This window comes from Luteimonas sp. TWI662 (assembly GCF_039673825.1).
In the GTDB taxonomy this organism is placed as follows: domain Bacteria; phylum Pseudomonadota; class Gammaproteobacteria; order Xanthomonadales; family Xanthomonadaceae; genus Luteimonas.
This window is the reverse complement of the sequence record NZ_JBDJMI010000012.1, coordinates 42,389-65,311: the sequence shown is the minus strand read 5'-3', so window position 1 is coordinate 65,311 and position 22,923 is coordinate 42,389. Positions and strand designations below refer to the sequence as shown.

Below are 22,923 nucleotides of genomic sequence, written 5' to 3'. Positions count from 1 at the left end.
CGTCCCGCCCGCAGGCCTGCCCCATGTCGAATGCCCCGCACTCCGTCCCGCTGCTGATCGACGGCGAGTTCGTCCAGTCCCAGACCCGCGAATGGCGCGATGTGGTCAACCCGGCCACGCAGGCGGTGCTGGCGCGGGTGCCGTTCGCGACCACGGCCGAGGTCGACGCGGCCGTCGCCGCCGCGCAGAAGGCGTTCAAGACCTGGCGCAAGACCCCGATCGGCACGCGTGCGCGGATCTTCCTCAAGTACCAGCAGCTGATCCGCGAGCACATGAGCGAGCTGGCCGCGATCCTGACCAGCGAGCAGGGCAAGACCCTGCCCGACGCCGAGGGCGATGTGTTCCGCGGCCTGGAGGTGGTCGAGCACGCCGCGGCGATCGGCAACCTGCAGCTGGGCGAACTGGCCAACAACGTCGCCAATGGCGTGGACACCTATACGTTGCTGCAGCCGTTGGGCGTGTGCGCCGGCATCACCCCGTTCAACTTCCCGGCGATGATCCCGCTGTGGATGTTCCCGATGGCGATCGCCACCGGCAACACCTTCGTGCTCAAGCCCTCCGAGCAGGACCCGCTGGTGACGATGCGCCTGGTCGAGCTCGCGCTCGAGGCCGGCATTCCCAAGGGCGTGCTCAACGTCGTGCATGGCGGCCCGGACGTGGTCAACGCGATCTGCGACCACGTCGACATCAAGGCGGTCTCGTTCGTCGGCTCGACCAAGGTCGGCACCCACGTCTACAACCGCGCCTCGCTCGCCGGCAAGCGCGTGCAATGCATGATGGGCGCGAAGAACCACGCGATCCTGCTGCCCGACGCGAACAAGGAGCAGACCCTCAACGCGATGGCCGGCGCCGCCTTCGGCGCGGCCGGCCAGCGCTGCATGGCCGCCAGTACCGCGGTGCTGGTCGGCGAGGCGCAGGCCTGGATTCCCGATCTGGTCGCCAAGGCCAAGACGCTGAAGGTCGGCGGCGGCACCGAGGCCGGCACCGATGTCGGTCCGGTCATTTCCTGCGCGGCGCGCGAGCGGATCGAAGCGCTGATCGCTTCGGGGATCGAGGAGGGCGCGACGCTGGAGCTCGATGGCCGCAATCCCCAGTTGGGCGGCGACTACGCCAAGGGCAATTTCGTCGGCCCGACGATCTTCTCCGGGGTCAAGCCCGGCATGCGCATCTACGACGAAGAGATCTTCGGGCCGGTGCTGGTGATCCTGGCGGCCGAGTCGCTGGACGAGGCGATCGCGCTCGTCAACGCCAATCCCAACGGCAACGGCGTCGCGGTGTTCACCCAGTCCGGTGCGGCCGCGCGCAAGTTCCAGGAGGAGATCGATGTCGGCCAGGTCGGCATCAACGTGCCGATTCCGGTGCCGGTGCCGCTGTTCTCGTTCACCGGCTCGCGCGCGTCCAAGCTCGGCGACCTCGGTCCGTACGGCAAGCAGGTGGTGACGTTCTACACCCAGACCAAAACGGTGACCGCGCGCTGGTTCGACGACGAGACGCTGAGCCACGGCGTCAACACCACGATCAGCCTGAAGTGATGATGACGGCCACCACCACCGCCGGCGCCGATTTCGGCCTGACCGAAGAGCAGGCTGCGTTCCGCGAGGCCGCGCGCGATTTCGCCGCCGCGCAGCTCGCGCCGCAGGCCGCGCACTGGGATGCGGAGGGCATCTTTCCGCGCGAGGTGATCGCCGGTGCCGGTGCGCTCGGCTTCTGCGGCATCTACACGCCCGAGGACGCGGGCGGCATCGGCCTGTCGCGGCTGGATGCGGCGCTGATCTTCGAGGAGCTCTCGGCGGCCGACCCCTCGACCGCGGCCTACATCAGCATCCACAACATGGCGGCCTGGATGCTCGCATCCTGGGCCGGGGCGCGGGTGCGCGGCGAATGGGCCGCGGCGATGGCCAGCGGCGACAAGCTCGGCTCCTACTGCCTGACCGAGCCCGGCGCGGGCTCCGATGCCGCCTCGCTCAAGACCCGCGCGGTGCGCGATGGCGACGACTACGTCATCGATGGCAGCAAGGCCTTCATCTCCGGCGCCGGTGCCACCGATATGTTGATCGTGATGGCCCGCACCGGTGGCGAGGGCGCGCGCGGGATCAGCGCGTTCGCGGTGCCGGCCGACCTGCCGGGCATCGCGTACGGCAAGAAGGAAGAGAAGATGGGCTGGAACAGCCAGCCCACCCGCACGATCAGCTTCACCGGTGTGCGCGTGCCGGCCGACCATCTGCTCGGCGCGGAAGGCGAGGGCTTCAAGATCGCGATGAAGGGCCTGGACGGCGGCCGCATCAACATCGCGGCCTGCTCGCTGGGCGCCGCCCAGGGTGCGCTCGACGCCGCGCGCGGGTATCTGCGCGAGCGCAAGCAGTTCGGCAAGGCGATCGGCGAGTTCCAGGCGCTGCAGTTCAAGCTCGCCGACATGGCCACGCAGTTGGTCGCCGCCCGGCAGATGGTGCACACCGCCGCGCGCAAGCTCGATGCCGGCAGCGCCGATGCCACGGTGTGGTGTGCGATGGCCAAGCGTTTCGCGACCGATGCCGGCTTTGCCGTGTGCAACGATGCGCTGCAGTTGCACGGCGGCTACGGCTACATCCGCGAATACCCGGTCGAACGGCTGTTGCGCGACAGCCGCGTGCACCAGATCCTGGAAGGCACCAACGAGATCATGCGCGTGATCGTCGCGCGCCATCTGCTCAACACCGAGGAGGACCTGCGATGAGCCACACTGCCCACGACTACCGCACGCGCGACTGGACCGGGCTGGGGCTTGCGATCGACGGCCACACCGCGATCGTCACGCTGCGCAATCCGCCGGCCAACACCTGGACCGTGCACAGCCTGGCCGCGCTGCGCGACCTGGTCGTCGCGCTCGACGGCGATCGCGACATCTATGCGCTGGTGATCACCGGCGAGGGCGAGAAGTTCTTCTCGGCCGGCGCCGATCTCAAGCAGTTCGCCTCCGGCGACAAGGCCGCCGCGCGCGAGGCCGCGCGCCGCTTCGGCGAGGCTTTCGAGGCGCTGAGCGCATTCCGCGGTGTGTCGATCGCCGCGATCAACGGCTATGCGATGGGCGGCGGGCTCGAATGCGCGCTGGCCTGCGACCTGCGCATCGCCGAGGCGCAGGCGCAGCTGGCGCTGCCCGAGGCGACCGTGGGTCTGCTGCCGTGCGCGGGCGGCACCCAGAACCTCACCCGCCTGGCCGGCGAGGGCTGGGCCAAGCGCATGATCCTGCTCGGCGAGCGCATCGACGCGGCGACCGCGCTGCGCATCGGCGTGGTCGAGGAGGTCGTGGAGCGCGGTGAGGCGAAGGCGCGCGCGCTGGACTGGGCGGCCAAGGCCGCCAAGCAGTCGCCGACCAGTGTCGCGGCCTGCAAGCGGCTGGTGCAGACCACGCGCAGCCAGCCGGCGGTCGCCGGGCTGATCGCCGAGCGCGAGCGGTTCGTCGACCTGTTCGACACCGCCGACCAGAAGGAAGGCGTCGCCGCGTTCCTGGAAAAGCGCAGCCCCGTGTGGACCAACGCATGAGTGCGGCCGATCCTGCCGCGGTGCTGTTCGAGGAGCGCGCCGCCGTCGGCGGCCGTCGCGTGGGCATCGCCACGCTCAACCGGTCCAAGACCCTCAACGGCCTGTCGCTGGAGATGGCGCGGCTGCTCGATGCGCAACTGGTGGCCTGGGCGCAGGACGAGGCGATCGCCCTGGTCGTGCTGCAGGGCGCGGGCGAGAAAGCGTTCTGCGCCGGTGGCGACCTGCATGCGCTGTACGAGAGCATGACCGCGTATCGCGCGGCGGGCGCCACCGACGTGCGCGACAACGCCTACGCCGCCGAGTTCTTCGAGGTCGAGTACCGCCTCGACCACCGCATCCACACCTACCCCAAGCCGGTGCTCTGCTGGGGCCATGGCATCGTCATGGGCGGCGGCATCGGGCTGATGGCCGGCGCCAGCCACCGCGTGGTGACCGAGCGCTCGAAGCTGGCGTTCCCGGAAATCACCGTCGGTCTGTTCCCGGACGTGGGCGGCAGTTGGCTGCTCGCCCGCGTGCCCGATCGCGCCGGCCTGTTCCTTGCGCTGACCGGTGCGGTGCTGGGACCGGGCGATGCGATCCACGCGCAGTTGGCCGACGTGCAACTGGCGGAGGCCGATCGCGAGACGGTGTTCGACGCGCTCGCCGCCGAGACCTGGGCGCGCGAGGACCGCGACAACCACGCGCGCCTGGACACGCTGCTGCAGCGCTTCGCCGTGTCGGCCGAGCCCGGCTCGCTGCAGCGGCATGCGCAGACGGTGGCCGCGATCTGTGCGCACGCGCGGCTGGAGGACATCGTCGAGGCGATCGCCGCACTCGATGCCGGCGAAGACGCCTGGCTCGGCGCGGCGCAGAAGACGCTCGCCGCCGGTTCGCCGGGATCGGCGCGGCTGGGGTTCGAGCTGCAGCGCCGCGCGGCCGACCTGTCGCTGGCCGACGTCTTCCGCATGGAGTACGTCGCCGCGCTGCACTGCGCTGCGCATGGCGATTTCGCCGAAGGCATTCGCGCGCTGCTGATCGACAAAGACCGCACCCCGCACTGGGAGCCGGCCACGCTGGCTGCCACGACACCGGCCTGGGCGCAGACGTTCCTCGTCGAACCCGACTGGCCGGGTGGTGTGCATCCACTCGCCGACCTGGCCTCGCCGCGCGCCGCATGACCTGTCGGCCGTCGAGGACCGCACGCCCCATCCGCATCGTCACCTGGAGAACCACATGACTCGCATCGCCTTCATCGGACTGGGCAACATGGGCGGGCCGATGGCCGCCAACCTCGCCAAGGCCGGCCACGCCGTGCGCGCCTTCGACCTCAATGCAGACGCGCTCGCCCCGGTCGTGCAGGCGGGCGCGAGCGCCGCTGCCAGCGCGGCCGATGCGGTCAACGATGCGGCGGTGGTGATCTCGATGTTGCCGGCCAGCCGCCACGTCGAAGGCCTGTACCTGGGCGACGACGGCCTGATGGCGACGCTGCCCGACGGCGCGCTGGTGATCGACTGCAGCACGATCGCGCCCGCTTCGGCACAGAAGGTCGCCGCTGCGGCGAAGGCGCGTGGCCTGCAGATGATCGACGCCCCGGTCTCCGGCGGCACCGCGGGCGCCCAGGCCGGCACGCTGACCTTCATCGTCGGCGGCAGCGCGGATGCGCTCGACCGCGCCCGGCCGGTGCTCGAGGCGATGGGCAAGAACATCTTCCACATGGGCGAGGCCGGCGCCGGCCAGGTCGCCAAGCTGTGCAACAACATGGCGCTGGGCGTGATCATGGCCGCGACCGGCGAGGCGATCGCCCTCGGCGCCGCGCATGGCCTGGACCCCAAGGTGCTGTCGCAGATGATGGCGGTGAGCACCAGCCGCAGTTGGGCGACCGAGGTCTGCAATCCGTGGCCGGGCGTGCTCGAAAACGCACCGGCATCGCGCGGCTACACCGGCGGCTTCGGCAACGACCTGATGCTCAAGGACCTGGGGCTGGCCGCGGAGGCCGCGATGGGCACGGGCGCGGCGGTGCCGCTGGGCGAGCTGGCACGCAACCTGTACGCGATGAACAGCCAGGCCGGCAACGGCGGGCTGGATTTCTCCAGCGTGGTGACGCTGCTGCAGCGACGCTGATCTGGACATCCGCCCGGCATCGCCGGGCGGACGACGGCGCAGGGGCGCCGCACGTGGCGCCGCGTGGCGTGGGCACGCACACGCGATCGGCCGGCGTCGGGCGCGCCATGTCTGGCGAGCTGGCGGAGGCGCGGCGATCCCGCATGCCTGCCTGAGAATGCGACAGCGGGCACATGGGCGCAGGCTCGCGCATGACTTCCGGCGCCTGTGCGACGTTCGCCCGCTGCTTATGCTCGGGGGCTGAGTCGCCCGGGTGGCGACGCGTCTGTCTGGGGACGATCGCATGTCATCACCGTTGCTTCGCGCGCGGGCCCTGCGCCTGCGGTTTTCGTGCTTGTTGCCGTTGCTCGGCCTGCTGCTGTGCGGACCTGCATCCGCGGTGACCGGCTATTACCGCGATCCCGCGCTTCATGGCGCGCAGCTGGTGTTCGCCTCCGAAGGCGACCTGTGGCTGGCGGGCGTCGACGGTGGCCAGGCCCGGCGCCTGACCAGCCATCCGGCCAACGAGACCCAGCCCTCGATCTCCGCCGACGGCACCCGGTTGGCCTATGCGGCCGACTACGACGGCGCCACCGAGGCCTATGTGATGCCGCTGGCAGGTGGCGTGCCCAAACGTCTGAGCTTCGAAGGCGGGCGCGTGCTGGTGCAGGGCTGGACCCCGCAGGGCGAGGTGCTCTATGCGACCGACCAGCGGGTGGGGCCGACCTGGTCGTGGACGCTGCATGCGGTGCATCCCGATACGCTGGCTCGGCGCGAATTGCCGCTGGCCGATGCGCGCGAGGCGACCTACGACGATCAGGGGCGGCTGTACTTCATCCGTTTCGGCCTGGCCGTGACCCAGGACAACGCGCGCGAGTACCGCGGTGGCGCTCGCGGCCAGCTGTGGCGCTTCGACCCCGGCGCCCGCGAGGCCGTGCGCCTGGCCGCCGACCACGTCGGCACGCTGTCGCGGCCGATGTGGTGGCAGGGCCGTGTGTACGTGACCAGCGATGCCGACGGCGTGCCCAATCTGTGGTCCTTCGATGCCGACGGCGGCGATCCGCAGCAGCTCACCGCGCATCGCGACTTCGAGGTGCGCGGGGCGCAGTTGCGCGACGGCCGCATCGTCTACCAGCGCGGCGCCGACATCGCCCGCTACGACATCGCCAGCGGCGACGATCGTGTGCTCGCCCTGACACTGGCGACCGACACCGCATCGCGGCGCACGCGCTGGCTGGACCGGCCGCTGGCCTTCCTCGACAGTGCGCGCGTGTCCGCCGACGGCAGCCGGGTCGCGCTGACCGCACGCGGGCGCGTGGCGCTCGCCGGCACCGGCGCGCTTCGCCGGATCGAGCCGGCGCTGCCGGAAGGCAGCCGGGCGCGCAATGCGGTTCTCAGTCCCGATGGGCGCTGGCTCTACGCGATCGGCGATGCCACCGGCGAGCATGAGATCTGGCGCTTTCCCGCCGACGGCAGCGGCCCTGGCGAGGCCCTGACCCGCGACGGCCGCACCCAGCGCTTCGATCTGGCGCCCTCGCCCGATGGCCGTTGGCTGGCGCACAGCGACTTCAGCGGCGCGCTGTGGCTGCTGGACCTGCGCAGTGGGCAGAACCGCCGGATCGACCAGAGCCCGGTGCGCGCCTACGAAGGCGTCGTCTGGGCGCCCGACAGTCGCGCGCTGGCCGTGGTGCGACCGGACACGAGCTATCAGCGTGAGCAGATCGTGCTCTACACCGTGGCCGACGGACAGCGCCACGTGCTGACCAGCGACCGCTACAACAGCCATTCGCCCGCGTTCACCGCCGACGGCCGCTGGCTGTACTTCCTGTCCGAGCGCGAGTTCCGCGCGACCCCGGGGGCGCCCTGGGGCGACCGCAACATGGGGCCGATGTTCGACCGGCGCACCCGCCTCTATGCGCTGGCGCTGCAGCCGGGCAACCGCTTTGCGTTCCAGCCGCCGACCGAATTGCGCGCCGTCGATCCGGCGATCGATGCCGACACCCCCGAGCGCGAGGCCGAGAAGGCCGAGGACGCGAAGGAGGCCGCGGCGGGTGCGCTGCCGCGGATCGTCACCGCCGGGCTGGCGTCGCGGCTGTACGAGGTGCCGGTGGAGGCCGGCAACTATCGCGCGCTGGCTGCCGGCCAGAAACACCTGTTCGTGCTCGACCAGCCTTCGCAGGCCGAGGCCATGCCGGCGCTGTGCAGCATCGCCTATCGCGCCGAGCGGGCGCGCATCGAGACCTTCGCCGAGCATGTCGCCGAGTTCGGCCTGTCGGCCGACGGCAAGACCCTGTTCTACCGCACGGCCGAGCGTGACGGCCCGGGCGAGATGTACCTGGTTCCGGTCGCCGACAAGCTGCCCGACGACCTCGAGCCGCACCAGGTCCGGACCGGCGACTGGCGCTTGGCGGTCGAACCGACGCGCGAGTGGACGCAGATGTTCGACGATGCCTGGCGCATGCAACGCGACTACCTGTTCGACCCCGGCCTGCGCGGGCAGGACTGGGTGGCGATCGGCGCCAAGTACCGACCGCTGTTGCCGCGCGTGGGCGAGCGCACCGAACTCGACGACCTGTTGCGGCAGATGGTGGCCGAACTGGGCGTGCTGCACTCGCAGGTGCGCGGTGGCGAGTACCGCCAGGACCCCGAGCGTCCGGTGCCGGCCTCGCTCGGCGGTGTGTACGAGGCCCATGCCGACGGCGTGCGCCTGCGCCATATCTATCGCAGCGATCCCGAGCTGCCCGATGCGCGCGCGCCGCTGGCCCGGCCCGGCACCGCGCTGCGCGCCGGTGACGTGATCACCGCGATCAATGGCCAACCGGTGCGCACGCCGCCCGACGTCGCGCTGCGCCTGGAACACCAGGCCGGACAGCAGGTGCGGCTCGACTACCGCCGCGACGGGGCCGCACGCAGCACCGTTGCCGTGCCGGTGACGATGGAGCGCGATGCCCAGTTGCGCTACGACGACTGGGTGCAGTCGCGCCGGGAGCACGTCGAGCAGGCGACCGACGGCCGCATCGGCTATCTGCACCTGTACGCGATGGGCGCCAACGACATCGCCGCCTTTGCGCGCGAGTTCTACGCCAACGTCGACCGCGAAGGCCTGGTCATCGACGTACGTCGCAATCGTGGCGGCAACATCGACAGCTGGGTCCTGGGCACGTTGCTGCGTCGCGCCTGGGCGTTCTGGGCGCCGCCGGGGTCGGCGCCGTACTGGAACATGCAGCAGAGCTTCCGCGGCCACCTGGTGGTACTGGCCGATGCGCTGACCTATTCCGACGGCGAGACTTTCTCCGCCGGCGTGCAGGCGCTGGGCCTGGGCCCGGTGATCGGCCAGCGCACGGCCGGTGCCGGCGTGTGGCTGAGCGACAGCAATCGCCTGGTCGATCGCGGGGTGATGCGCGCGGCGCAGAATGCGCAGTTCGACCGCGACGGACGCTGGTTGATCGAAGGCCGCGGGGTCGATCCGGACATCGCGGTCGACAACCTGCCGCACGCGGCGTGGCGCGGTGAGGATGCGCAGCTCGATCGCGGCATCAGCGAACTGCTGCGCCGGCTCGAGGCGGCCCCGGTGCCGCGGCCGCAGCCGCAGCCGTTCCCGATCCGTGGCCGCTTCGACGACGGCGAACCCGCCGCCATCGACGCCGCGCCGTCGGGACCGTAGCGGCAACACGTCATCCCGGCGTTGCCGGGATGACGCGGCGGGAGGGCGCTACCATGGCCCTCCAGCGCCCTCCGCCCGCACCGTCATGCCTGCACCCCAACGCCAGCCGCTTCCGCTTCCCGACGGGTTCGCCCCCGCGCACGACCGCCTGCTGCTGCATTCGTGCTGCGCGCCGTGCTCGGGTGAGCTGATGGAGGCCTTCGTCGAGGCGGGCATCGACTACACCGTGTTCTTCTACAACCCCAATATCCATCCGGTGAAGGAATACCTGCTGCGCAAGGAGGAGAACATCCGCTTCGCGCAGAAGCACGGCGTGCCGTTCGTCGACGCCGACTACGACACCGACAACTGGTTCGCCCGCGCCAAGGGCATGGAGAATGAACCCGAGCGCGGCATCCGCTGCACGATGTGCTTCGACATGCGCTTCGAGCGCACCGCGCTGTATGCCCACGAGCACGGCTTTCCCCTGATCACCAGCTCGCTGGGCATTTCGCGCTGGAAGAACATGGCGCAGATCAACGACTGCGGCCATCGTGCCGCCGCGCCCTACGATGGCCTGAGGTACTGGGACTACAACTGGCGCAAGGGAGGCGGATCGTCGCGGATGATCGACATCAGCAAGCGCGAGCGGTTCTACCAGCAGGAGTACTGCGGTTGCGTGTACTCGTTGCGCGACACCAACCGCCATCGTCGGGCGCAGGGCCGCGAGCGCATCCGCATCGGCATCCAGTTCTACGGCGATGCCGAGGATTGAGACGCGCCGCGCGGCGCGACGGGCCGGCAATGCGCTACTGTCGCCGATCACCCGAAGGAGACCCACCATGCGCCTTGTCCTGGCCGCCTGCGCCGCCCTGGCCATCGCGCTGCCCGCCGCCGCCGCCGACCGCATCACCGGGCGGACGTTCGCGACCCGCAGCGAAGTCCTCGCGCCGCACGCGATGGCCGCGACCTCGCACCCGCTGGCGACCCAGATCGCGCTCGACACCATGCGTGCGGGCGGCTCGGCGGTCGATGCCGCGATCTCGGCCAACGCTGCGCTGGGGTTGATGGAGCCGACCGGCAACGGCATCGGTGGCGACCTGTTCGCGATCGTCTGGGACCCGAAGACGCGGCGCCTGTATGGCTATGACGGGTCCGGGCGCTCGCCGCAGTCGCTGACCCTGGCCGAGTTCGCGCGTCGTGGCCTCACCGATATCCCCTCGCACGGCCCGCTGCCGGTCACCGTGCCCGGCGCGGTCGACGGCTGGTTCGCGCTGCATGGCCGCTTCGGCCGGCGCGCGATGGCCGACAACCTCGCACCGGCAATCCGCTACGCGCGCGAGGGCCATCCGGTGCACGAGGTCATCGCCTATTACTGGGGCCGGTCGGTGCCGCGACTGTCGCGGTGGCCCGGCTTCACCGAGCAGTTCACGATCGATGGCCGTGCGCCGCGCAAGGGCGAGACCTGGCGCAACCCCAATCTCGCCAATACCTTGCAGGCGATCGCCGACGGCGGTCGCGACGCGTTCTACAAGGGGCAGATCGCGCGCACGATCAGCGACTACTTCGCCGCCAACGACGGCTTCCTGTCGTACGAGGACCTCGCCGCGCACACCGGCAACTGGGTCGAGCCGGTGTCGACCAACTACCGGGGCGTCGATGTCTGGGAGCTGCCGCCCAGCGGGCAGGGCATTGCGGCGCTGCAGATCCTCAACCTGCTCGAACCCTACGACCTCGCGTCCTACGGCTTCGGCAGTCCGGAACACGTGCACCTGTTCACCGAGGCCAAGAAACTCGCGTTCGCCGATCGCGCCCGCTGGTATGCCGATCCGGCGTTCCATCCGGCACCGGTCGCACGGCTGATCTCCAAGGACTACGCGCGTGAGCGCGGGCAGCTGATCTCGATGGACCGCGCGCTGCGCGAGGTGCAGCCCGGCACGCCGCGCCAGCTCGACGAAGGCGACACGATCTATCTGACCACCGCCGATGCCGACGGCATGATGGTCTCGCTGATCCAGTCCAACTATCGCGGCATGGGCAGCGGCATGGCGCCGCCGGGCCTGGGTTTCATCCTGCAGGATCGCGGCGAGCAGTTCGTGCTCAAGGCCGAGCATCCCAACGGCTACGCGCCGGGCAAGCGGCCGTTCCACACGATCATCCCCGCGTTCGCGACCCGCGACGGCGAGCCGTGGCTGAGCTTCGGCGTGATGGGCGGTGCGATGCAGCCGCAGGGCCACGTGCAGATCCTGATCAACATGATCGACTTCGGCATGAACCTGCAGGAGGCCGGCGATGCGCCGCGGATCCAGCACGACGGCTCGACCGAACCGACCGGGCAGAACACCGCGATGACCGACGGTGGCGAGCTCGACCTGGAAAGCGGCTTTTCGTACGAAACCGTGCGCGCGCTGATGATGAAGGGCCATTCGGTGCGCTTCTCGCACGGCCCCTACGGCGGCTACCAGGCGATCATGAAGAACCCGCACGGCGGCTGGATCGGCGCCAGCGAATCGCGCAAGGACGGTCAGGCCGCCGGCTACTGAGCGAAGGTCGACGCCCCAAGTCACCTCCCCCGCTCGCGGCAGTGTTCGACACACAAATGTCGCGCGCGCCCCCGGGGGAGGGAGCGCAGCGCTGCGGTGCCGAAGGACCGAAGATCGCGCCACCTCCCCCGCCTGCGGGGCGAGGTCGACGCGCGCAGCGCGGCGCGTGGGGGGCGGGGCATTTCCCGACATCCAAACGACGTTTCCTCGTGGCCGATCGCCCCCACCCCAACCCTCCCCCGCACGCGGGGGAGGGAGCACGGCGCTGCAATGCCGAAGATCGTGGCACCGTCCTGCACGCGGAAGAGAGGGCCGCGCCGCAGCGCCGGCGATCGCGACACCTCCCCCGCTTGCGGGGGAGGTCGGCGCCGCAGGCGCCGGGTGGGGGCATCCCGCGATCCCCACCGCGTATCCTGCACCGATGACCGACATCCGGAAGTCCTCGATGCGCCCCATGCTGCTCGCCGTCCTGATCGCGACGTGCGCGGCCCCCGCCGCCCAGGCGCAGGCGCCGTACACCCGCTTCGACGAGGCGCCGCAGGTCGAGGCCCCCTCGCAGGCCGAACAGCGCGCCTGGACCGATTGGCTGCAGCGCAGCGCCGCCGCCCTCGCCGAGCGCGGCCAGCCGCGCGATCTCGCCCTGGCGGCGATGCTGCGCTCGGCGACCACGATGGCGGGCGATGCCCTGCGCGATGACGACGACGCGCCGTCGGCGGCGGCGCCCGTCGACGCGCAGGCCGACGCCTGGCGCCGCAGCGCGGCGGACACGGCCGGTGGCGACGCGCTCGCCAACGCACTGCTGATGGCCGGCGGCGACGCTCCGCTTCGACTGCGCGCGGCGCAGCGCTGGCTCGGCAGCGACCCGGAGAATCTCGCGCCGCTGCTGTATCGCGGCGGGCGTGTCGACACCCTGCTGACCGATGCACGCGGCGCCCGTCGCTTCGACCTGGGCATGCTCGAGCAGGTCCGATGGATCCAGGCCGCACTGCTGCGCCACCCGCCGACTGCGGCCGAACGCGCCGCATTGGCCGATGCCGGCGACGACATCGCCGACGAGCACGCGGCGACGATCGCGATGTCCCTGTGGGCCGCGTTCCCGCCGCCGGGCCTGGCGCCGATGCGGCAGGCCTGTACGCCGGACGCGCTGCGCGGCGACGCCGCCCGCCTGCGCGATTGCCGCCATATCGGCACGCTGATGGCCGACACCGCCGACACGCAGCTTGGTCGCATGCTCGGTCTCGACCTGCTGGCGCGCACCGCGGCCACCGCGGCCGAGCGGCGCGATGCGCAGTCGCGTCAGCGCACGCTCGACTGGCAGATGCTCGAATGGGGACGCATCGCCGGGTCGCAGCCGCGCGACGGCGCCGCGCAACTCGTGCGCCTGCTCGCCGACCCGTCGATCCGCAGCGAGGTCGCGCTGGTGGAGCGTTTGCTGCAGGAGGCAGGCGTGTCGCCGACGCCGCCCGCGGACTGGCAACCGATGCGCTGATCCATCGCGTCGCGTGCGCGTGGTCAGTCGCGTCTGATCGCACGCCCGCGCACGGTGTGCGCGTCGAACACGAACGCGTAGGTCAGACGCACGGGCACGGTGACGGCGACTGCGTCGTCGCCGCGACAGTCCGGATCGGCATCGGCGGCCGCCACGTCGGGAAACGTACAGGCCGCCGCACAAGGCCCTCCCTCGCTTGCGGGGGAGGGTTGGGTGGGGGCGATGGCGTCGAGAGGACGCTGGCCTGCCGCGAGCTGGCGGTGTCTCTCTCGTCCGGGACGGATTGTTACAACCGCTGCGCCTTGCCGGCGGCCAGCGCGTCATCGAGCAGGCGCGGCAGCGCCGCTTCGATCTGGCGGCTGGCTTCAGCCTGGCGTTCCCCGAGCGCACCCTGGCGACGGCCCAGTTCGGCTTGCTGCTGCCCCAGTGCGCGCTGACGTTCGGCGAGGTCGCGCTGGCGGGCGGCGATCTCGTCCAGGTCGCGCTGATCGCTGGCGGGCACGTCACCGTCGCCGGCCAGCGCGCGTTGCGTGGCGGCGGTGGCCAGGCGGGCCTGCCGTTGGCCGAGCACCCCCTGTTCGGCGCCGAGCCGGCCTTGCTCCCCACCCAGGCGGCCTTGCTGCGTGCCCAACTCGCTCTGTTCGCGGCCGAGGCGGGTGACGGGCTCGAACAGCGTGTCGAACCGGCGCAGGGTGGCGGGGTCGCGGATCAGATAGCGGTCGTTGCCACGCCGCAGCCACAGGGCATCGCCGCCGCCGGTCTGGCGCCTCGCGTCCTCGAAATCGTCCGTCGAGCCGCTCATGACGAAATCGGCGCCGCCGCGGGTGCGCACATAGGCCTGGGGCGTCCGGCCGGAGATCTGGACCTGACGGGTGCCGGACGTCGTCGCCGAGGCGACCGATGACGCGATTGCCGGCGCGGCGGCGGCCAGGGCCTCGGACGTCGCGGCGGCCGTGATTTCGGCGATCTCGGCCGAACTGAGTGCGGCTTCGGCCGCCTGCGCCGCCGAGGTGGCGATCTCGGCGATCTCCGCCGGGCTGAGCGCGGCGGCCGCTGCTGCGCTGATCGCCGGGCGCGCAGGCGTTGCAGGCGCTGCCGGTGCCACCGGCAGCACGGGGCGCGTGGGGGTTGCGGCCGCGGCCGGCACCGGGGGGACCGCGGAGGCGGCCGGCGCGGCGACCAGCCGCAATGGCAGCACGCCAGCGACGGCGACGCCGAGCAGCAGCAGTGATGCGCCCAGGCGCGAGGAGGAATGCGTGGTCTGGAGCATGGTCAATCTCCGCTTGAGGCTCAGGAAGGTGGGCGATGCGCTGGCCAGGCACGCAGGCCGGCCAGGTGTGACGCCCAGGCGCACCAGCAGGCGGCCGTAGCCGTGTCGGCAGCGATGGTCGCCGGCGACCACCGCAGCGTCGCAGGCGGCCTCGCGGGCGATGCCGTACTCGCGCACGGCCAGATGCACCAAGGGATGGAAGAACAGCAGGTGGCGCGCCAGCGTCGGGACCCAGCCCAGCCACAGGTCGCCGCGGCGCAGATGCACCAGCTCATGCGTCAGCGCCATGTCCAGTTCGTCGCTGTCGAGCGCGGTCTGGTCGGGCAGCAGCAATGTCGGGCGCAGTGCACCGACCAGTTGAGGCGAGGCAATCTGTGCGGAGATCCGCAGCACCGGCGCGCGGCGCAGGCCGTGGGCCTCGCACGCCAGCGCCAGCGCCTGGGTCAGCGAGGCATCGGTGCAGGGACGCGCGCTGCGGACCAAGGCGCGGGCCTCGCGCCAGCCGCGCAGCGTGCCGACGGCCATCACCAGGACACCGGCGGCCCACAGCGCCGCGATTGCGATCGGCCACAGCGGCGCGACGACCTGCGGTGCCTGTACGGCGACGATTGCGACGCCGCTGGCGGGCAGGTCCAACGCCGGCATCGCCGGCGGGGCTGCGGCCGGCAGCCACGGCAGTTCCATCCGGCCGACGGCCAGGCCCAGCACGGCCTGCAGGCCCACCAGCCACCACAGCCAGCACTGGCTGGCGGCGGACAGCCGCGGCAGCCAGCGGCACAGCCCCCAGACCACGGCGGCGAGCACCAGTGTGTGCAGGCTGGTCGCGGCCAGGCGTTCGAGCAGTGTCGCGATCATGGTGTCCATGCTCAGTCCTCTCCGCGCTCGGATTGCAGGCGTGCGACCAGTGCCTCGAGTTCGGCCAGTTCGTCATCGCTGACCTTGCCGCGCTTGGACATGAAGGCCACGAACGGGCTGACCGAGCCCTGCAGGGTCTTCTCCACGAAGGCCGCGACCGCGCCCTGGACCACGTCGTCCTCGCCGCGCGTGGCGGCATAGCGATAGACGCCGTCAACGCGGTGGCGCCGCAGATAGCCCTTGGCGCGCAGCCGCTCCATCATCGTGAGAACGGTCGAGCGCGCCAGGCCGCGCGCCTCGCCGAAGTCGGCGGCGACCTCGCCGACCGTCGCGTCGCCTTGCTGTCCGATCGACTGGAGCAAGGCGAGCTCCTGGTCTCCGATCGTGGATCTGGCCATGGTGGTGTTCCCTGTTGACTACAGATGTCGTCAGGCTAGTCGTGACGACAGCTGTCGTCAAGCATGACCGATGGCATGGGCCGACATTGCGCGCCTGCGGATTGGCCGGGGCTCCACACACGCCCGTCCGCTTGCCGGTGTACGCTGGCCTCGACCGGACCTGCGGAAGACGTCGATGAAGACCGTGCTGGTGGCCAGTTCCAAGGGCGGCGTCGGCAAGACCACGATCGCCACCCATCTCGCCGCGCATGCGGCGCTGGCGGGCGAGTCGACCGTGCTGATCGACGCCGACCCGCAGCATTCGTCCACTCGCTGGGCCGAGCGCCGCGCCGGCCTCGACAGCGCGGTGCTGCCGATCGACGGCAGCGCACGGCACCGCAAGGTCCTGGCGGCAATCCCCGAGGGCACCACGCGGCTGATCGTCGATGCCACCGCCGGTGCGATGGCCGACGATCTCGACGCCTATCTGGAAGCCGCCGACGCGATCGTGGTGCCGGTGCTGCCGTCGGCGCTCGACATCGATGCGACAGTGGGCTTTCTCAACTCGCTCGCCCGCCACCCGCGCGTGCGCCGCGGCAACACCCGCGTGGGCCTGGTCGCCAATCGGCTGCGGCCGTGGACCAACGCGTCGCAGCAGGCACTCGACCTGCTTGCGCAATGGCCATATCCGGTGGTCGCGCAACTGCGCGACAGCCAGGCCTACGTGATGCTCGTGGGGCTGGGCCGCAGCCTGTTCGACTACCATTCGGCGCAGGTGCGCGAGCATCAGGACGATTGGACACCGCTGCTGAAGTGGCTGAAGAAGTAATCGCGCACCCGATCCCGACCCGACGACGAGACCGCCACGCCCATGCGCGAACTGATCCTGCTCCGCCACGCCCACGCCGACCCTGCGCTGCCCGGACAGGCGGACATCGACCGTCCGCTGTCGGCCGAGGGTCTGGCCGAGGCCGAGGCGGCTGGGCGCTGGCTGCGCGACAAGGCGCTGGTCCCCGATTGCGTGCTCTGCTCGCCGGCCAGGCGCACGCGCGAGACGCTCGAAGCGGTGCTGGGCGTGGTCGGCTATGTCGATCAGCGTCTGGAACCGGCGATCTACGAAGCCACACCCGGCACGCTGGCCGGCCTGGTCGACGACCATCGCGAGGTCGGGCGGCTGCTGCTGGTTGGCCACAACCCGGGCTTCGAACGGCTTGCGGCGTTGCTGCACAGCGGCCAGTCGGGCGACTACCGCGGCATGCCGCCAGGCGGCATCGCGGTGTTGAGCCTGCGCGACGACGCCGCGGTCGAGCCGGGCGTCGCCGACCTGTCGGCGTTCTGGTGGCCCTGACCGTCACGTTCGGAACGATGTCAACGACACCGGCGTGCATTGCGTGTGCAGGTCACAGGCCTTCGCCGGTTGCACCGTGGCTGCTGTCGGCCGGTCTGTGGCTGTCGGCGATCGCGGCCGTGCCGGCGTTGGCCGGCGAGACCCGCGCGCTGGTGCTCGACACCGCGCGCTCGGACATCGGCTTCCAATTGCGCACGCGCTGGGGCCAGCAGCTCGAAGGCCGGTTCGACGATTGGCACGGCGAGATCGTGTTGCTGCCTGACGGCCACCATCAGGTGCGCTTGACGCTGCCCACCGGCGGCGTGGAGATCGTCGGCAGCCGCAGCTACACCCGCATTACCCGGGGTGCCGGTTTCTTCGATGTCGAACGCCATCCCGAAGTGAGGTTCGTCTCCGATCCCTATCCGCCGACGCTCGCCCGCGAGGGGGGCGCGATGACCGGTGTGCTGAGCATCCGCGGGATCGCCCAGCGCGAGACGTTCCGGATCGCGCCGGCCGAGTGCGCGCGGCCGGCCGTGGACTGCGACGTCGTCGGCGAGGGCGATGTCCGCCGGAGTCGTTACGCGATGGACCGCTGGGGCTACGCGCTGTCCGACCAGGTCCGCTTCACACTGCGGATCCGGGCGGTGGAGCCGCACTGATGCGCTGGATCGGACGTGCCTTGCTGCTGGCGGCGACGCTGGCCACCGGCGCCTGTACGACGCTCACGTCCGCGCAGCGCGAGCGCGCGGCGCAGATCGCGCTCGAGGCGCGCGACACCACGATCGTGTGCGAGCGCGCCGACGCCTGCGCAACCCCGTCGCCGTTGCGCGAACTGGGCGTGCGCGCATTCGCGCGCAGCGCGCCGGAGGCGCCGCATCATGCCGCGCTGCTGCTCGAGTACGGGCAGGATGCATTGATCGCGCGGCTGGACCTGATCCGCGGCGCGCAGCGCACGCTCGATGTGCAGACCTACATCTTCGACGAGGACGATTCGGGTCACCTGGTGCTCGAGGAGCTGTTGGCCGCCGCCCGTCGCGGTGTGCGCGTGCGGCTGCTGGTCGATCAGCTCTCGGCGCTGCGCACCGTCGAGACCCTCACCGCCCTGGCCGGTGCGCATGTCGGTTTCGAGCTGCGCATCTACAACCCGGTACTGGGCCGCGCGCGCATCAGTTATCCGCGCTACGCACTGGCTGCGGCGTGCTGCTGGCGCCGGCTCAACCAGCGCATGCACAGCAAAGCGCTGCTGGTCGACGGTTTGGTCGGCATCACCGGTGGCCGCAATTACCAGGACGACTATTTCGATTGGAACGACAGCTTCAACTTCCGCGATCGCGATGTCCTGGTCGCCGGCCCGGTGGTGGCCGACATGGCCGAGAACTTCGAGGCGTTCTGGCAGTCGTCGCTGAGCACGCCGGTCGAGCAGCTCACCGATGTCGGTCGCCAGCTGCTGCGCGGCGGCGTGCCCGATGTGTCGTTCCTGGACTATGCGCGGCCCGAGCGCGTGGCTTCGGTCTCGGCCGACGCCAGCGACGCGGTGCTGGTGCAGCAGCGCCTGGCCGCGGCCGCGCTCGAGGTGGGCGAGGTGGAATTCATCGGCGACCTGCCGGCCAAGCACAAGCGCGACCACGAGCGCGCGCAGGACGCGACCGCCGCCACGCCGCGGCTGCGCGAGCTGATCGAGTCGGCCGACCAAGACGTGCTGCTGCAAACCCCGTACCTGGTGCTGTCCAAGCCGGCCGAGCACATGTTCGCGGACCTGCGCGAGCGGCCCGATCCGCCGCAGGTGACCGTGTCGACCAACAGCCTGGCGGCGACCGACTCGTTCATCACCTACGCGCTGTCCTACAAGTACAAACGCCGGCACCTGCGCGATTTCGGCTTCCACATCTACGAGTACAAGCCGTTTCCCGAGGACGCGCCGATCGACCTGGAAGCGACCGGCGCGGTCGGGATCTCCTGGAACGCCGATGGCAGCGTCAACATCGAGCGGAGCGGAGCGGAGGGCGTGGCGACGACACGTGAGGCTGCGCTGGCGGCCAGGCCGGCCAGTGCGCCACCGCTCACGCGCGAGTACTCGGCGCTGCGCTACGCCGGCATCGGCGTGAACCGGCGCGTGCCGCTCAACCGCGCCGGGGTGCGGGTCGGGCTGCATGCCAAATCGATGGTGATCGACGATCGGGTCGGCGTCGTCGGCACGCACAACTTCGACCCGCGCGGCGACACGCTCAATACCGAAAGTGCGATCGTCATCGCCGACCCTGCATTCGCGCGCCGGCTGGCGGCGAGCATCCATCGTGACATCGCGCCGGCGAACTCGTGGACCATCGCCCGGCGCGACAAGCCGGCGTTCTTCTCCGGCATCGATTACACGATGGCGAAGATCTCCGAGCGATTGCCGGTGTTCGACCTGTGGCCCACGCGCTATGCGACCAGCTACGAGTTCCAGCCCGGACCCGATTGCCCGGCGCCACTGTCGCCCGACGATCCGGGCTTTCGCGCCTGCTATGCGCCTGTCGGCGATTTCCCCGAGGTCAACCTCGGCTGGCGCAGCCTGCTGACCCGGATCTCGACGGCCTTCGGGGCGGGTCTGGTGCCGATCCTGTAGCGAACGCAGGCCACGGCGCGCCCGCCGTGGAGACGTCTTGCGCGGGCCGCGGGCGTGACGTGCGTGCTCTGATCCCGTTGGGATGCCCCGTGCGTCCGCAACGTGCGCCGCGCCCGGCTTGGAGGGCGCCTTGCTCGTGGCGCGGACGTGCCGGATGGCCGTCTTGAATAAACGAAAGCTGAACAATCGCTGCGGCCGGGCCGAGTATGACGTCCGGCACATGGTGTTCTCGAACGGTGGTGTTGTAGTCTACCAACACACCGAATCACAACCACACCGGAGCACGACCATGCAGACCCAGACCGCCCCCGCCCGCACCGCCCCCAACGCTGCCTATGTCCGTCCGTTCGGCATCGGCTACGGCCGCAGCAGCGGTTACGGCACGCCGCGCAGCTACAGCCAGTCGTCGGTGCCCAGCCGCTTCCGCGTGGCTTGACCGGCTCTTCCGCCTTCGTCTCCTGGACCTTCGCCATGACCCGCATGCTCGCCATCGTTGACGCTGCCGCCCGCCTTGCCCCGATGTCTTCATTGCCGCGCCAGATCGGCCGCGCGCAGGCCGCCCGCCGCTGGCGCGGTACCGGAGCCCGCGGTCGCGATGCCGGTTCGCTGCCGCAGCGGTTCCGTTTCGCCTGATCCGCCGGACCGACCGCGACGTCCAGGCCGCGCGACGCCGACCCGTCGCTGACGCCCGGCCGCACCGCAACGCAGCGGTGCATGCGCCACGTCGAGGAACGGCCTAAGCTGGCGCGTTCCCGCCCGGAGTTCCGCGCCGCATGTTCCGCAGCGACACCACGGTCGAGCAGCTCAACGCGCTGTCGGCCAATACCGCGATCGTCGCGCTCGGCATCGTCTTCACCGAGATCGGCCCCGATTACCTGTGTGCGACCATGCCGGTCGATGCGCGGACCCACCAGCCCTACGGGCTGCTGCACGGCGGCGCATCTGCGCTGCTGGCCGAGACGATCGGCAGCACCGCCGGCGGCCTGGCCGCGCCCGAGGGCTGCGGCGTCGTCGGCATCGAGATCAACGCCAACCATCTGCGCGGTGTGCGCAGCGGCACCGTCACCGGGACCGCGCGCGCGCTGCACGTGGGTCGCAGCACGCAGGTCTGGGACATCCGCATCGAAGATGCCGACGGTCGGTTGGTCTGCGCCTCGCGGCTGACGCTGGCGGTGATCCCCAAGCCGTGAGCGCGTCCCTGCCCGGCAGTGGCGCGTCCAGGACCGGTTTGGGTATGGTGCGCGCATGACGTCCTTCCCCATTCATGCCGGCACCGGCGGCCCGTCGGTGCGCGCTTTGCGCTATGCGTATCGCGTGCCGATGCTGCTGTGGCACGTCTTCGTGCACTTGCCGCTGGTGCTGTTGTCGATGGTGCCGCCGATCGGCGCGCGCACGCTGCGCAGCGGTGAGCGGATCGATCACCGGATGATCCGCTGGTGGCAGGGCGGGCTGATGCGGGTGTTCGGTTTCCGGATGCGTCGGATCGGCACCCCGTTGCCGGGTGCGACGCTGTTCGTCGCCAACCACGTGAGCTGGGTCGACATCGTCGCGCTGCACAGCCAGCGGATGATGGGCTTCGTCGCCAAGCGCGAGATCGCCGGCTGGCCGGTGGTGGGCTGGCTGGCCGCGCGCGGGGAGACCATCTTCCACCAGCGCGGCAACCAGGAGTCGCTGGGCGGGGTGCTGCAGGAAATGCTCGCGCGGCTGCGCGCCGGACGCCCGGTCGCGGTGTTTCCCGAAGGGCGCACGCGTGGCGGCACGCATGTCGGCCCGTTCCACGCGCGCATCTTCCTGGCCGCGGTCGAGGCCAATGTCGCGGTGCAGCCAGTCGCGTTGCGCTACGGCGTCGGCGGCGCGGCGCAGACGATCGTGGCGTTCCGTGAGCGCGAGTCGTTCTTCGCCAACTTCCTGCGTTTGCTGGGCGAGGCGCCGCGGCAGGCCGACGTGATCTTCCTCGAGCCGATCCTGCCGGGCGAAGGCGAGGGCCGGCGCCGGATCGCCGATGTCTCGCGCGAGCGCATCGTCGCCGCGCTGGAGGCGGCGGGATGAGCGCGGCGCATCCGTCGGCGACGGCGGATGCGGACCGGCTGCCGGGCGCCGATGGCGGCCTGCGCGGCAGCGACTACGCGCCGCCGGCTTGGCTGCGCAGCCCGCATGTGCAGACCGTGCTGGGCAGCAGCCCCTGGCGCCGCCGACGCGGCGCCCGGCTGCTCGCGGCGACCGGCGCGGTGACCACCGAGCATCTGGTCGACGGCGGCGAGGGCGTGCGCCTGCACGGTCTGCATTCGGTGGTGCCCGGCACCGCGTCGCGCGGGCTGGCCCTGCTGCTGCACGGCTGGGAAGGCAGCACCGAATCGAGCTACATGCGCCTGACCGCGGCGCGGATGCTCGAGCGCGGTTACGAGGTGTTCCGGCTGAACTTCCGCGATCACGGCGGCAGCCATCACCTCAACGAGGCGATCTTCCATTCCAACCGGATCGACGAGGTCGTCCATGCCGCGCTCGACGTGGCGCGGCGCTTTCCTGCCCGGCCGATGGTTGCGGCCGGCTACTCGCTCGGTGGCAACTTCGTGCTGCGCCTGGCGTTGCGCGCGCCGGCGGTCGGCCTGCAGCTGGCCGGCGTGGCCTCGGTGTGTCCGGTGGTCGATCCGGCGCGCACGATGGTGTACATGGAGCGCGGTCATCGGCTGTACCTGCGGCATTTCGAACGCACCTGGCGTGCGTCGCTGCGGCGCAAGCGCGCGCTGTTCCCCGACCGCCATGCATTCGACGATGCCACCTTGCGCCTGGGCATGCGCGAGCTGACCGAGTGGCTGGTCCAGACCCACACCGATTTCGGCACGCTCGACAACTACTTCGATGGCTACTCGGTCGCCGGCGACCGCCTGGCCGGCCTGCAGGTGCCGACGGACATCCTGATGGCGGCCGACGATCCGGTGATTCCGCTCGACGCGTTCCACACTCTGGCATTGCCGGCGCATGCCCGCATCGAACTCAGCCGCTGGGGCGGGCACTGCGGCTTCCTGCTCGACGCCCACCTCGACGGGTTCGCCGAACGCTGGGTCGCCGCGCGACTCGACGCACATGCCGACGCGGCACGCGAGACGGGCACCCGCACCCGCCTGGCGAGCGCGATCGGCAGCGACCTGGCGCCCGGCGCCGGTTGAGCGGCGCCGCGCAGATCACTTCCCCGCATCGCGGACGTCGGCGCGC

At 71.1% G+C, this 22,923-nt stretch carries 20 protein-coding genes and 1 pseudogene; 18 read left to right on the top strand and 3 right to left on the bottom strand.

Going from position 1 to position 22,923, the window contains the following annotated elements; translation table 11 throughout:
• The first annotated feature begins 23 nt into the window (after nt 1-23).
• The 9 genes from ABE488_RS10210 (at nt 24) to ABE488_RS10170 (ending at nt 13,273) form a co-directional block, all read left to right on the top strand.
• Entirely contained in the window at nt 24-1,532 is a 1,509-nt protein-coding gene (locus tag ABE488_RS10210; protein WP_346448207.1) for a CoA-acylating methylmalonate-semialdehyde dehydrogenase, read from the top strand.
• A 2-nt stretch (nt 1,533-1,534) separates the two neighbouring features.
• Entirely contained in the window at nt 1,535-2,713 is a 1,179-nt protein-coding gene (locus ABE488_RS10205) for an acyl-CoA dehydrogenase family protein (protein ID WP_346448205.1), read from the top strand.
• Complete coding sequence (locus tag ABE488_RS10200) at nt 2,710-3,519, top strand: enoyl-CoA hydratase (RefSeq protein ID WP_346444428.1); 810 nt, start codon at nt 2,710-2,712, stop codon at nt 3,517-3,519. Before ABE488_RS10205 ends, ABE488_RS10200 begins: the two co-directional genes overlap by 4 nt.
• Nucleotides 3,516-4,676: an enoyl-CoA hydratase/isomerase family protein gene (locus ABE488_RS10195; protein ID WP_346448204.1), complete on the top strand. Its 1,161-nt coding sequence runs from the start codon at nt 3,516-3,518 to the stop codon at nt 4,674-4,676. Before ABE488_RS10200 ends, ABE488_RS10195 begins: the two co-directional genes overlap by 4 nt.
• Nucleotides 4,677-4,719: 43 nt before the next feature.
• Entirely contained in the window at nt 4,720-5,619 is a 900-nt protein-coding gene (gene mmsB / locus ABE488_RS10190) for a 3-hydroxyisobutyrate dehydrogenase (RefSeq protein ID WP_346448249.1), read from the top strand.
• A 283-nt stretch (nt 5,620-5,902) separates the two neighbouring features.
• Nucleotides 5,903-9,262, top strand: a complete 3,360-nt coding sequence (locus tag ABE488_RS10185) for a S41 family peptidase (protein ID WP_346448202.1) — start codon at nt 5,903-5,905, stop codon at nt 9,260-9,262.
• A gap of 85 nt (nt 9,263-9,347) precedes the next feature.
• Nucleotides 9,348-10,016, top strand: coding sequence for an epoxyqueuosine reductase QueH (locus tag ABE488_RS10180; RefSeq protein WP_346444423.1), 669 nt, complete (start codon nt 9,348-9,350; stop codon nt 10,014-10,016).
• A 67-nt stretch (nt 10,017-10,083) separates the two neighbouring features.
• Nucleotides 10,084-11,784 carry a gamma-glutamyltransferase gene (gene ggt / locus ABE488_RS10175; RefSeq protein ID WP_346444421.1) on the top strand — a complete coding sequence of 567 codons (1,701 nt, stop codon included), beginning with the start codon at nt 10,084-10,086 and terminating at the stop codon, nt 11,782-11,784.
• A 421-nt stretch (nt 11,785-12,205) separates the two neighbouring features.
• Complete coding sequence (locus ABE488_RS10170; protein ID WP_346448200.1) at nt 12,206-13,273, top strand: hypothetical protein; 1,068 nt, start codon at nt 12,206-12,208, stop codon at nt 13,271-13,273.
• Between the two features lie 23 nt (nt 13,274-13,296).
• Here ABE488_RS10170 and ABE488_RS10165 read toward each other — a convergent pair whose 3' ends face one another.
• From ABE488_RS10165 to ABE488_RS10155, 3 genes are all read right to left on the bottom strand, one after another.
• Complete coding sequence (locus tag ABE488_RS10165) at nt 13,297-13,428, bottom strand: hypothetical protein (RefSeq protein WP_346444833.1); 132 nt, start codon at nt 13,426-13,428, stop codon at nt 13,297-13,299.
• A gap of 131 nt (nt 13,429-13,559) precedes the next feature.
• Nucleotides 13,560-15,407: a M56 family metallopeptidase gene (locus ABE488_RS10160; RefSeq protein WP_346448199.1), complete on the bottom strand. Its 1,848-nt coding sequence runs from the start codon at nt 15,405-15,407 to the stop codon at nt 13,560-13,562.
• 2 nt (nt 15,408-15,409) lie between these two features.
• Nucleotides 15,410-15,796: a BlaI/MecI/CopY family transcriptional regulator gene (locus ABE488_RS10155; protein ID WP_241944957.1), complete on the bottom strand. Its 387-nt coding sequence runs from the start codon at nt 15,794-15,796 to the stop codon at nt 15,410-15,412.
• A 175-nt stretch (nt 15,797-15,971) separates the two neighbouring features.
• Here ABE488_RS10155 and ABE488_RS10150 point away from each other — a divergent pair, with 175 nt between their 5' ends.
• The 9 genes and pseudogenes from ABE488_RS10150 to ABE488_RS10110 form a co-directional block, all read left to right on the top strand.
• The gene (locus tag ABE488_RS10150; protein WP_346448197.1) at nt 15,972-16,604 is read left to right on the top strand and encodes a ParA family protein; all 633 of its coding nucleotides are present in this window, start codon (nt 15,972-15,974) and stop codon (nt 16,602-16,604) included.
• A gap of 42 nt (nt 16,605-16,646) precedes the next feature.
• Entirely contained in the window at nt 16,647-17,123 is a 477-nt protein-coding gene (locus tag ABE488_RS10145) for a histidine phosphatase family protein (protein WP_346444828.1), read from the top strand.
• A 17-nt stretch (nt 17,124-17,140) separates the two neighbouring features.
• On the top strand, nt 17,141-17,764 hold the full coding sequence (locus tag ABE488_RS10140) for a YceI family protein (RefSeq protein ID WP_346444826.1): 624 nt from the start codon (nt 17,141-17,143) through the stop codon (nt 17,762-17,764).
• Nucleotides 17,764-19,710 carry a phospholipase D family protein gene (locus ABE488_RS10135; RefSeq protein WP_346448195.1) on the top strand — a complete coding sequence of 649 codons (1,947 nt, stop codon included), beginning with the start codon at nt 17,764-17,766 and terminating at the stop codon, nt 19,708-19,710. Before ABE488_RS10140 ends, ABE488_RS10135 begins: the two co-directional genes overlap by 1 nt.
• 289 nt (nt 19,711-19,999) lie before the next feature.
• Entirely contained in the window at nt 20,000-20,146 is a 147-nt protein-coding gene (locus ABE488_RS10130; protein ID WP_346444822.1) for a hypothetical protein, read from the top strand.
• 35 nt (nt 20,147-20,181) lie between these two features.
• Complete coding sequence (locus ABE488_RS10125; protein WP_346444820.1) at nt 20,182-20,343, top strand: hypothetical protein; 162 nt, start codon at nt 20,182-20,184, stop codon at nt 20,341-20,343.
• Nucleotides 20,344-20,483: 140 nt separating this feature from the next.
• A complete protein-coding gene (locus ABE488_RS10120; protein ID WP_346448194.1) occupies nt 20,484-20,900 on the top strand; it encodes a hotdog fold thioesterase in 417 nt (138 codons plus the stop codon).
• A gap of 55 nt (nt 20,901-20,955) precedes the next feature.
• The gene (locus tag ABE488_RS10115; RefSeq protein WP_346444816.1) at nt 20,956-21,759 is read left to right on the top strand and encodes a lysophospholipid acyltransferase family protein; all 804 of its coding nucleotides are present in this window, start codon (nt 20,956-20,958) and stop codon (nt 21,757-21,759) included.
• A gap of 59 nt (nt 21,760-21,818) precedes the next feature.
• Nucleotides 21,819-22,793, top strand: a pseudogene (locus tag ABE488_RS10110) (alpha/beta fold hydrolase); the annotation flags it as partial.
• Between the last annotated feature and the right edge of the window lie 130 nt (nt 22,794-22,923).

Excerpts from the sequence above, each read along its gene's own strand:
- ABE488_RS10195 (WP_346448204.1), top strand. The coding sequence starts at position 3,516 with ATGAGTGCGGCCGATCCTGCCGCGGTGCTGTTCGAGGAGCGCGCCGCC.
- ABE488_RS10130 (WP_346444822.1), top strand. The coding sequence starts at position 20,000 with ATGCAGACCCAGACCGCCCCCGCCCGCACCGCCCCCAACGCTGCCTAT.
- ABE488_RS10205 (WP_346448205.1), top strand. The coding sequence starts at position 1,535 with ATGACGGCCACCACCACCGCCGGCGCCGATTTCGGCCTGACCGAAGAG.
- ABE488_RS10155 (WP_241944957.1), bottom strand. The coding sequence starts at position 15,796 with ATGGCCAGATCCACGATCGGAGACCAGGAGCTCGCCTTGCTCCAGTCG.
- ABE488_RS10145 (WP_346444828.1), top strand. The coding sequence starts at position 16,647 with ATGCGCGAACTGATCCTGCTCCGCCACGCCCACGCCGACCCTGCGCTG.
- ABE488_RS10125 (WP_346444820.1), top strand. The coding sequence starts at position 20,182 with ATGACCCGCATGCTCGCCATCGTTGACGCTGCCGCCCGCCTTGCCCCG.
- ABE488_RS10210 (WP_346448207.1), top strand. The coding sequence starts at position 24 with ATGTCGAATGCCCCGCACTCCGTCCCGCTGCTGATCGACGGCGAGTTC.
- ABE488_RS10150 (WP_346448197.1), top strand. The coding sequence starts at position 15,972 with ATGAAGACCGTGCTGGTGGCCAGTTCCAAGGGCGGCGTCGGCAAGACC.
- ABE488_RS10140 (WP_346444826.1), top strand. The coding sequence starts at position 17,141 with ATGTCAACGACACCGGCGTGCATTGCGTGTGCAGGTCACAGGCCTTCG.
- ABE488_RS10120 (WP_346448194.1), top strand. The coding sequence starts at position 20,484 with ATGTTCCGCAGCGACACCACGGTCGAGCAGCTCAACGCGCTGTCGGCC.
- ggt (WP_346444421.1), top strand. The coding sequence starts at position 10,084 with ATGCGCCTTGTCCTGGCCGCCTGCGCCGCCCTGGCCATCGCGCTGCCC.
- ABE488_RS10180 (WP_346444423.1), top strand. The coding sequence starts at position 9,348 with ATGCCTGCACCCCAACGCCAGCCGCTTCCGCTTCCCGACGGGTTCGCC.
- ABE488_RS10170 (WP_346448200.1), top strand. The coding sequence starts at position 12,206 with ATGACCGACATCCGGAAGTCCTCGATGCGCCCCATGCTGCTCGCCGTC.
- ABE488_RS10115 (WP_346444816.1), top strand. The coding sequence starts at position 20,956 with ATGACGTCCTTCCCCATTCATGCCGGCACCGGCGGCCCGTCGGTGCGC.
- ABE488_RS10160 (WP_346448199.1), bottom strand. The coding sequence starts at position 15,407 with ATGGACACCATGATCGCGACACTGCTCGAACGCCTGGCCGCGACCAGC.
- ABE488_RS10185 (WP_346448202.1), top strand. The coding sequence starts at position 5,903 with ATGTCATCACCGTTGCTTCGCGCGCGGGCCCTGCGCCTGCGGTTTTCG.
- ABE488_RS10135 (WP_346448195.1), top strand. The coding sequence starts at position 17,764 with ATGCGCTGGATCGGACGTGCCTTGCTGCTGGCGGCGACGCTGGCCACC.
- ABE488_RS10200 (WP_346444428.1), top strand. The coding sequence starts at position 2,710 with ATGAGCCACACTGCCCACGACTACCGCACGCGCGACTGGACCGGGCTG.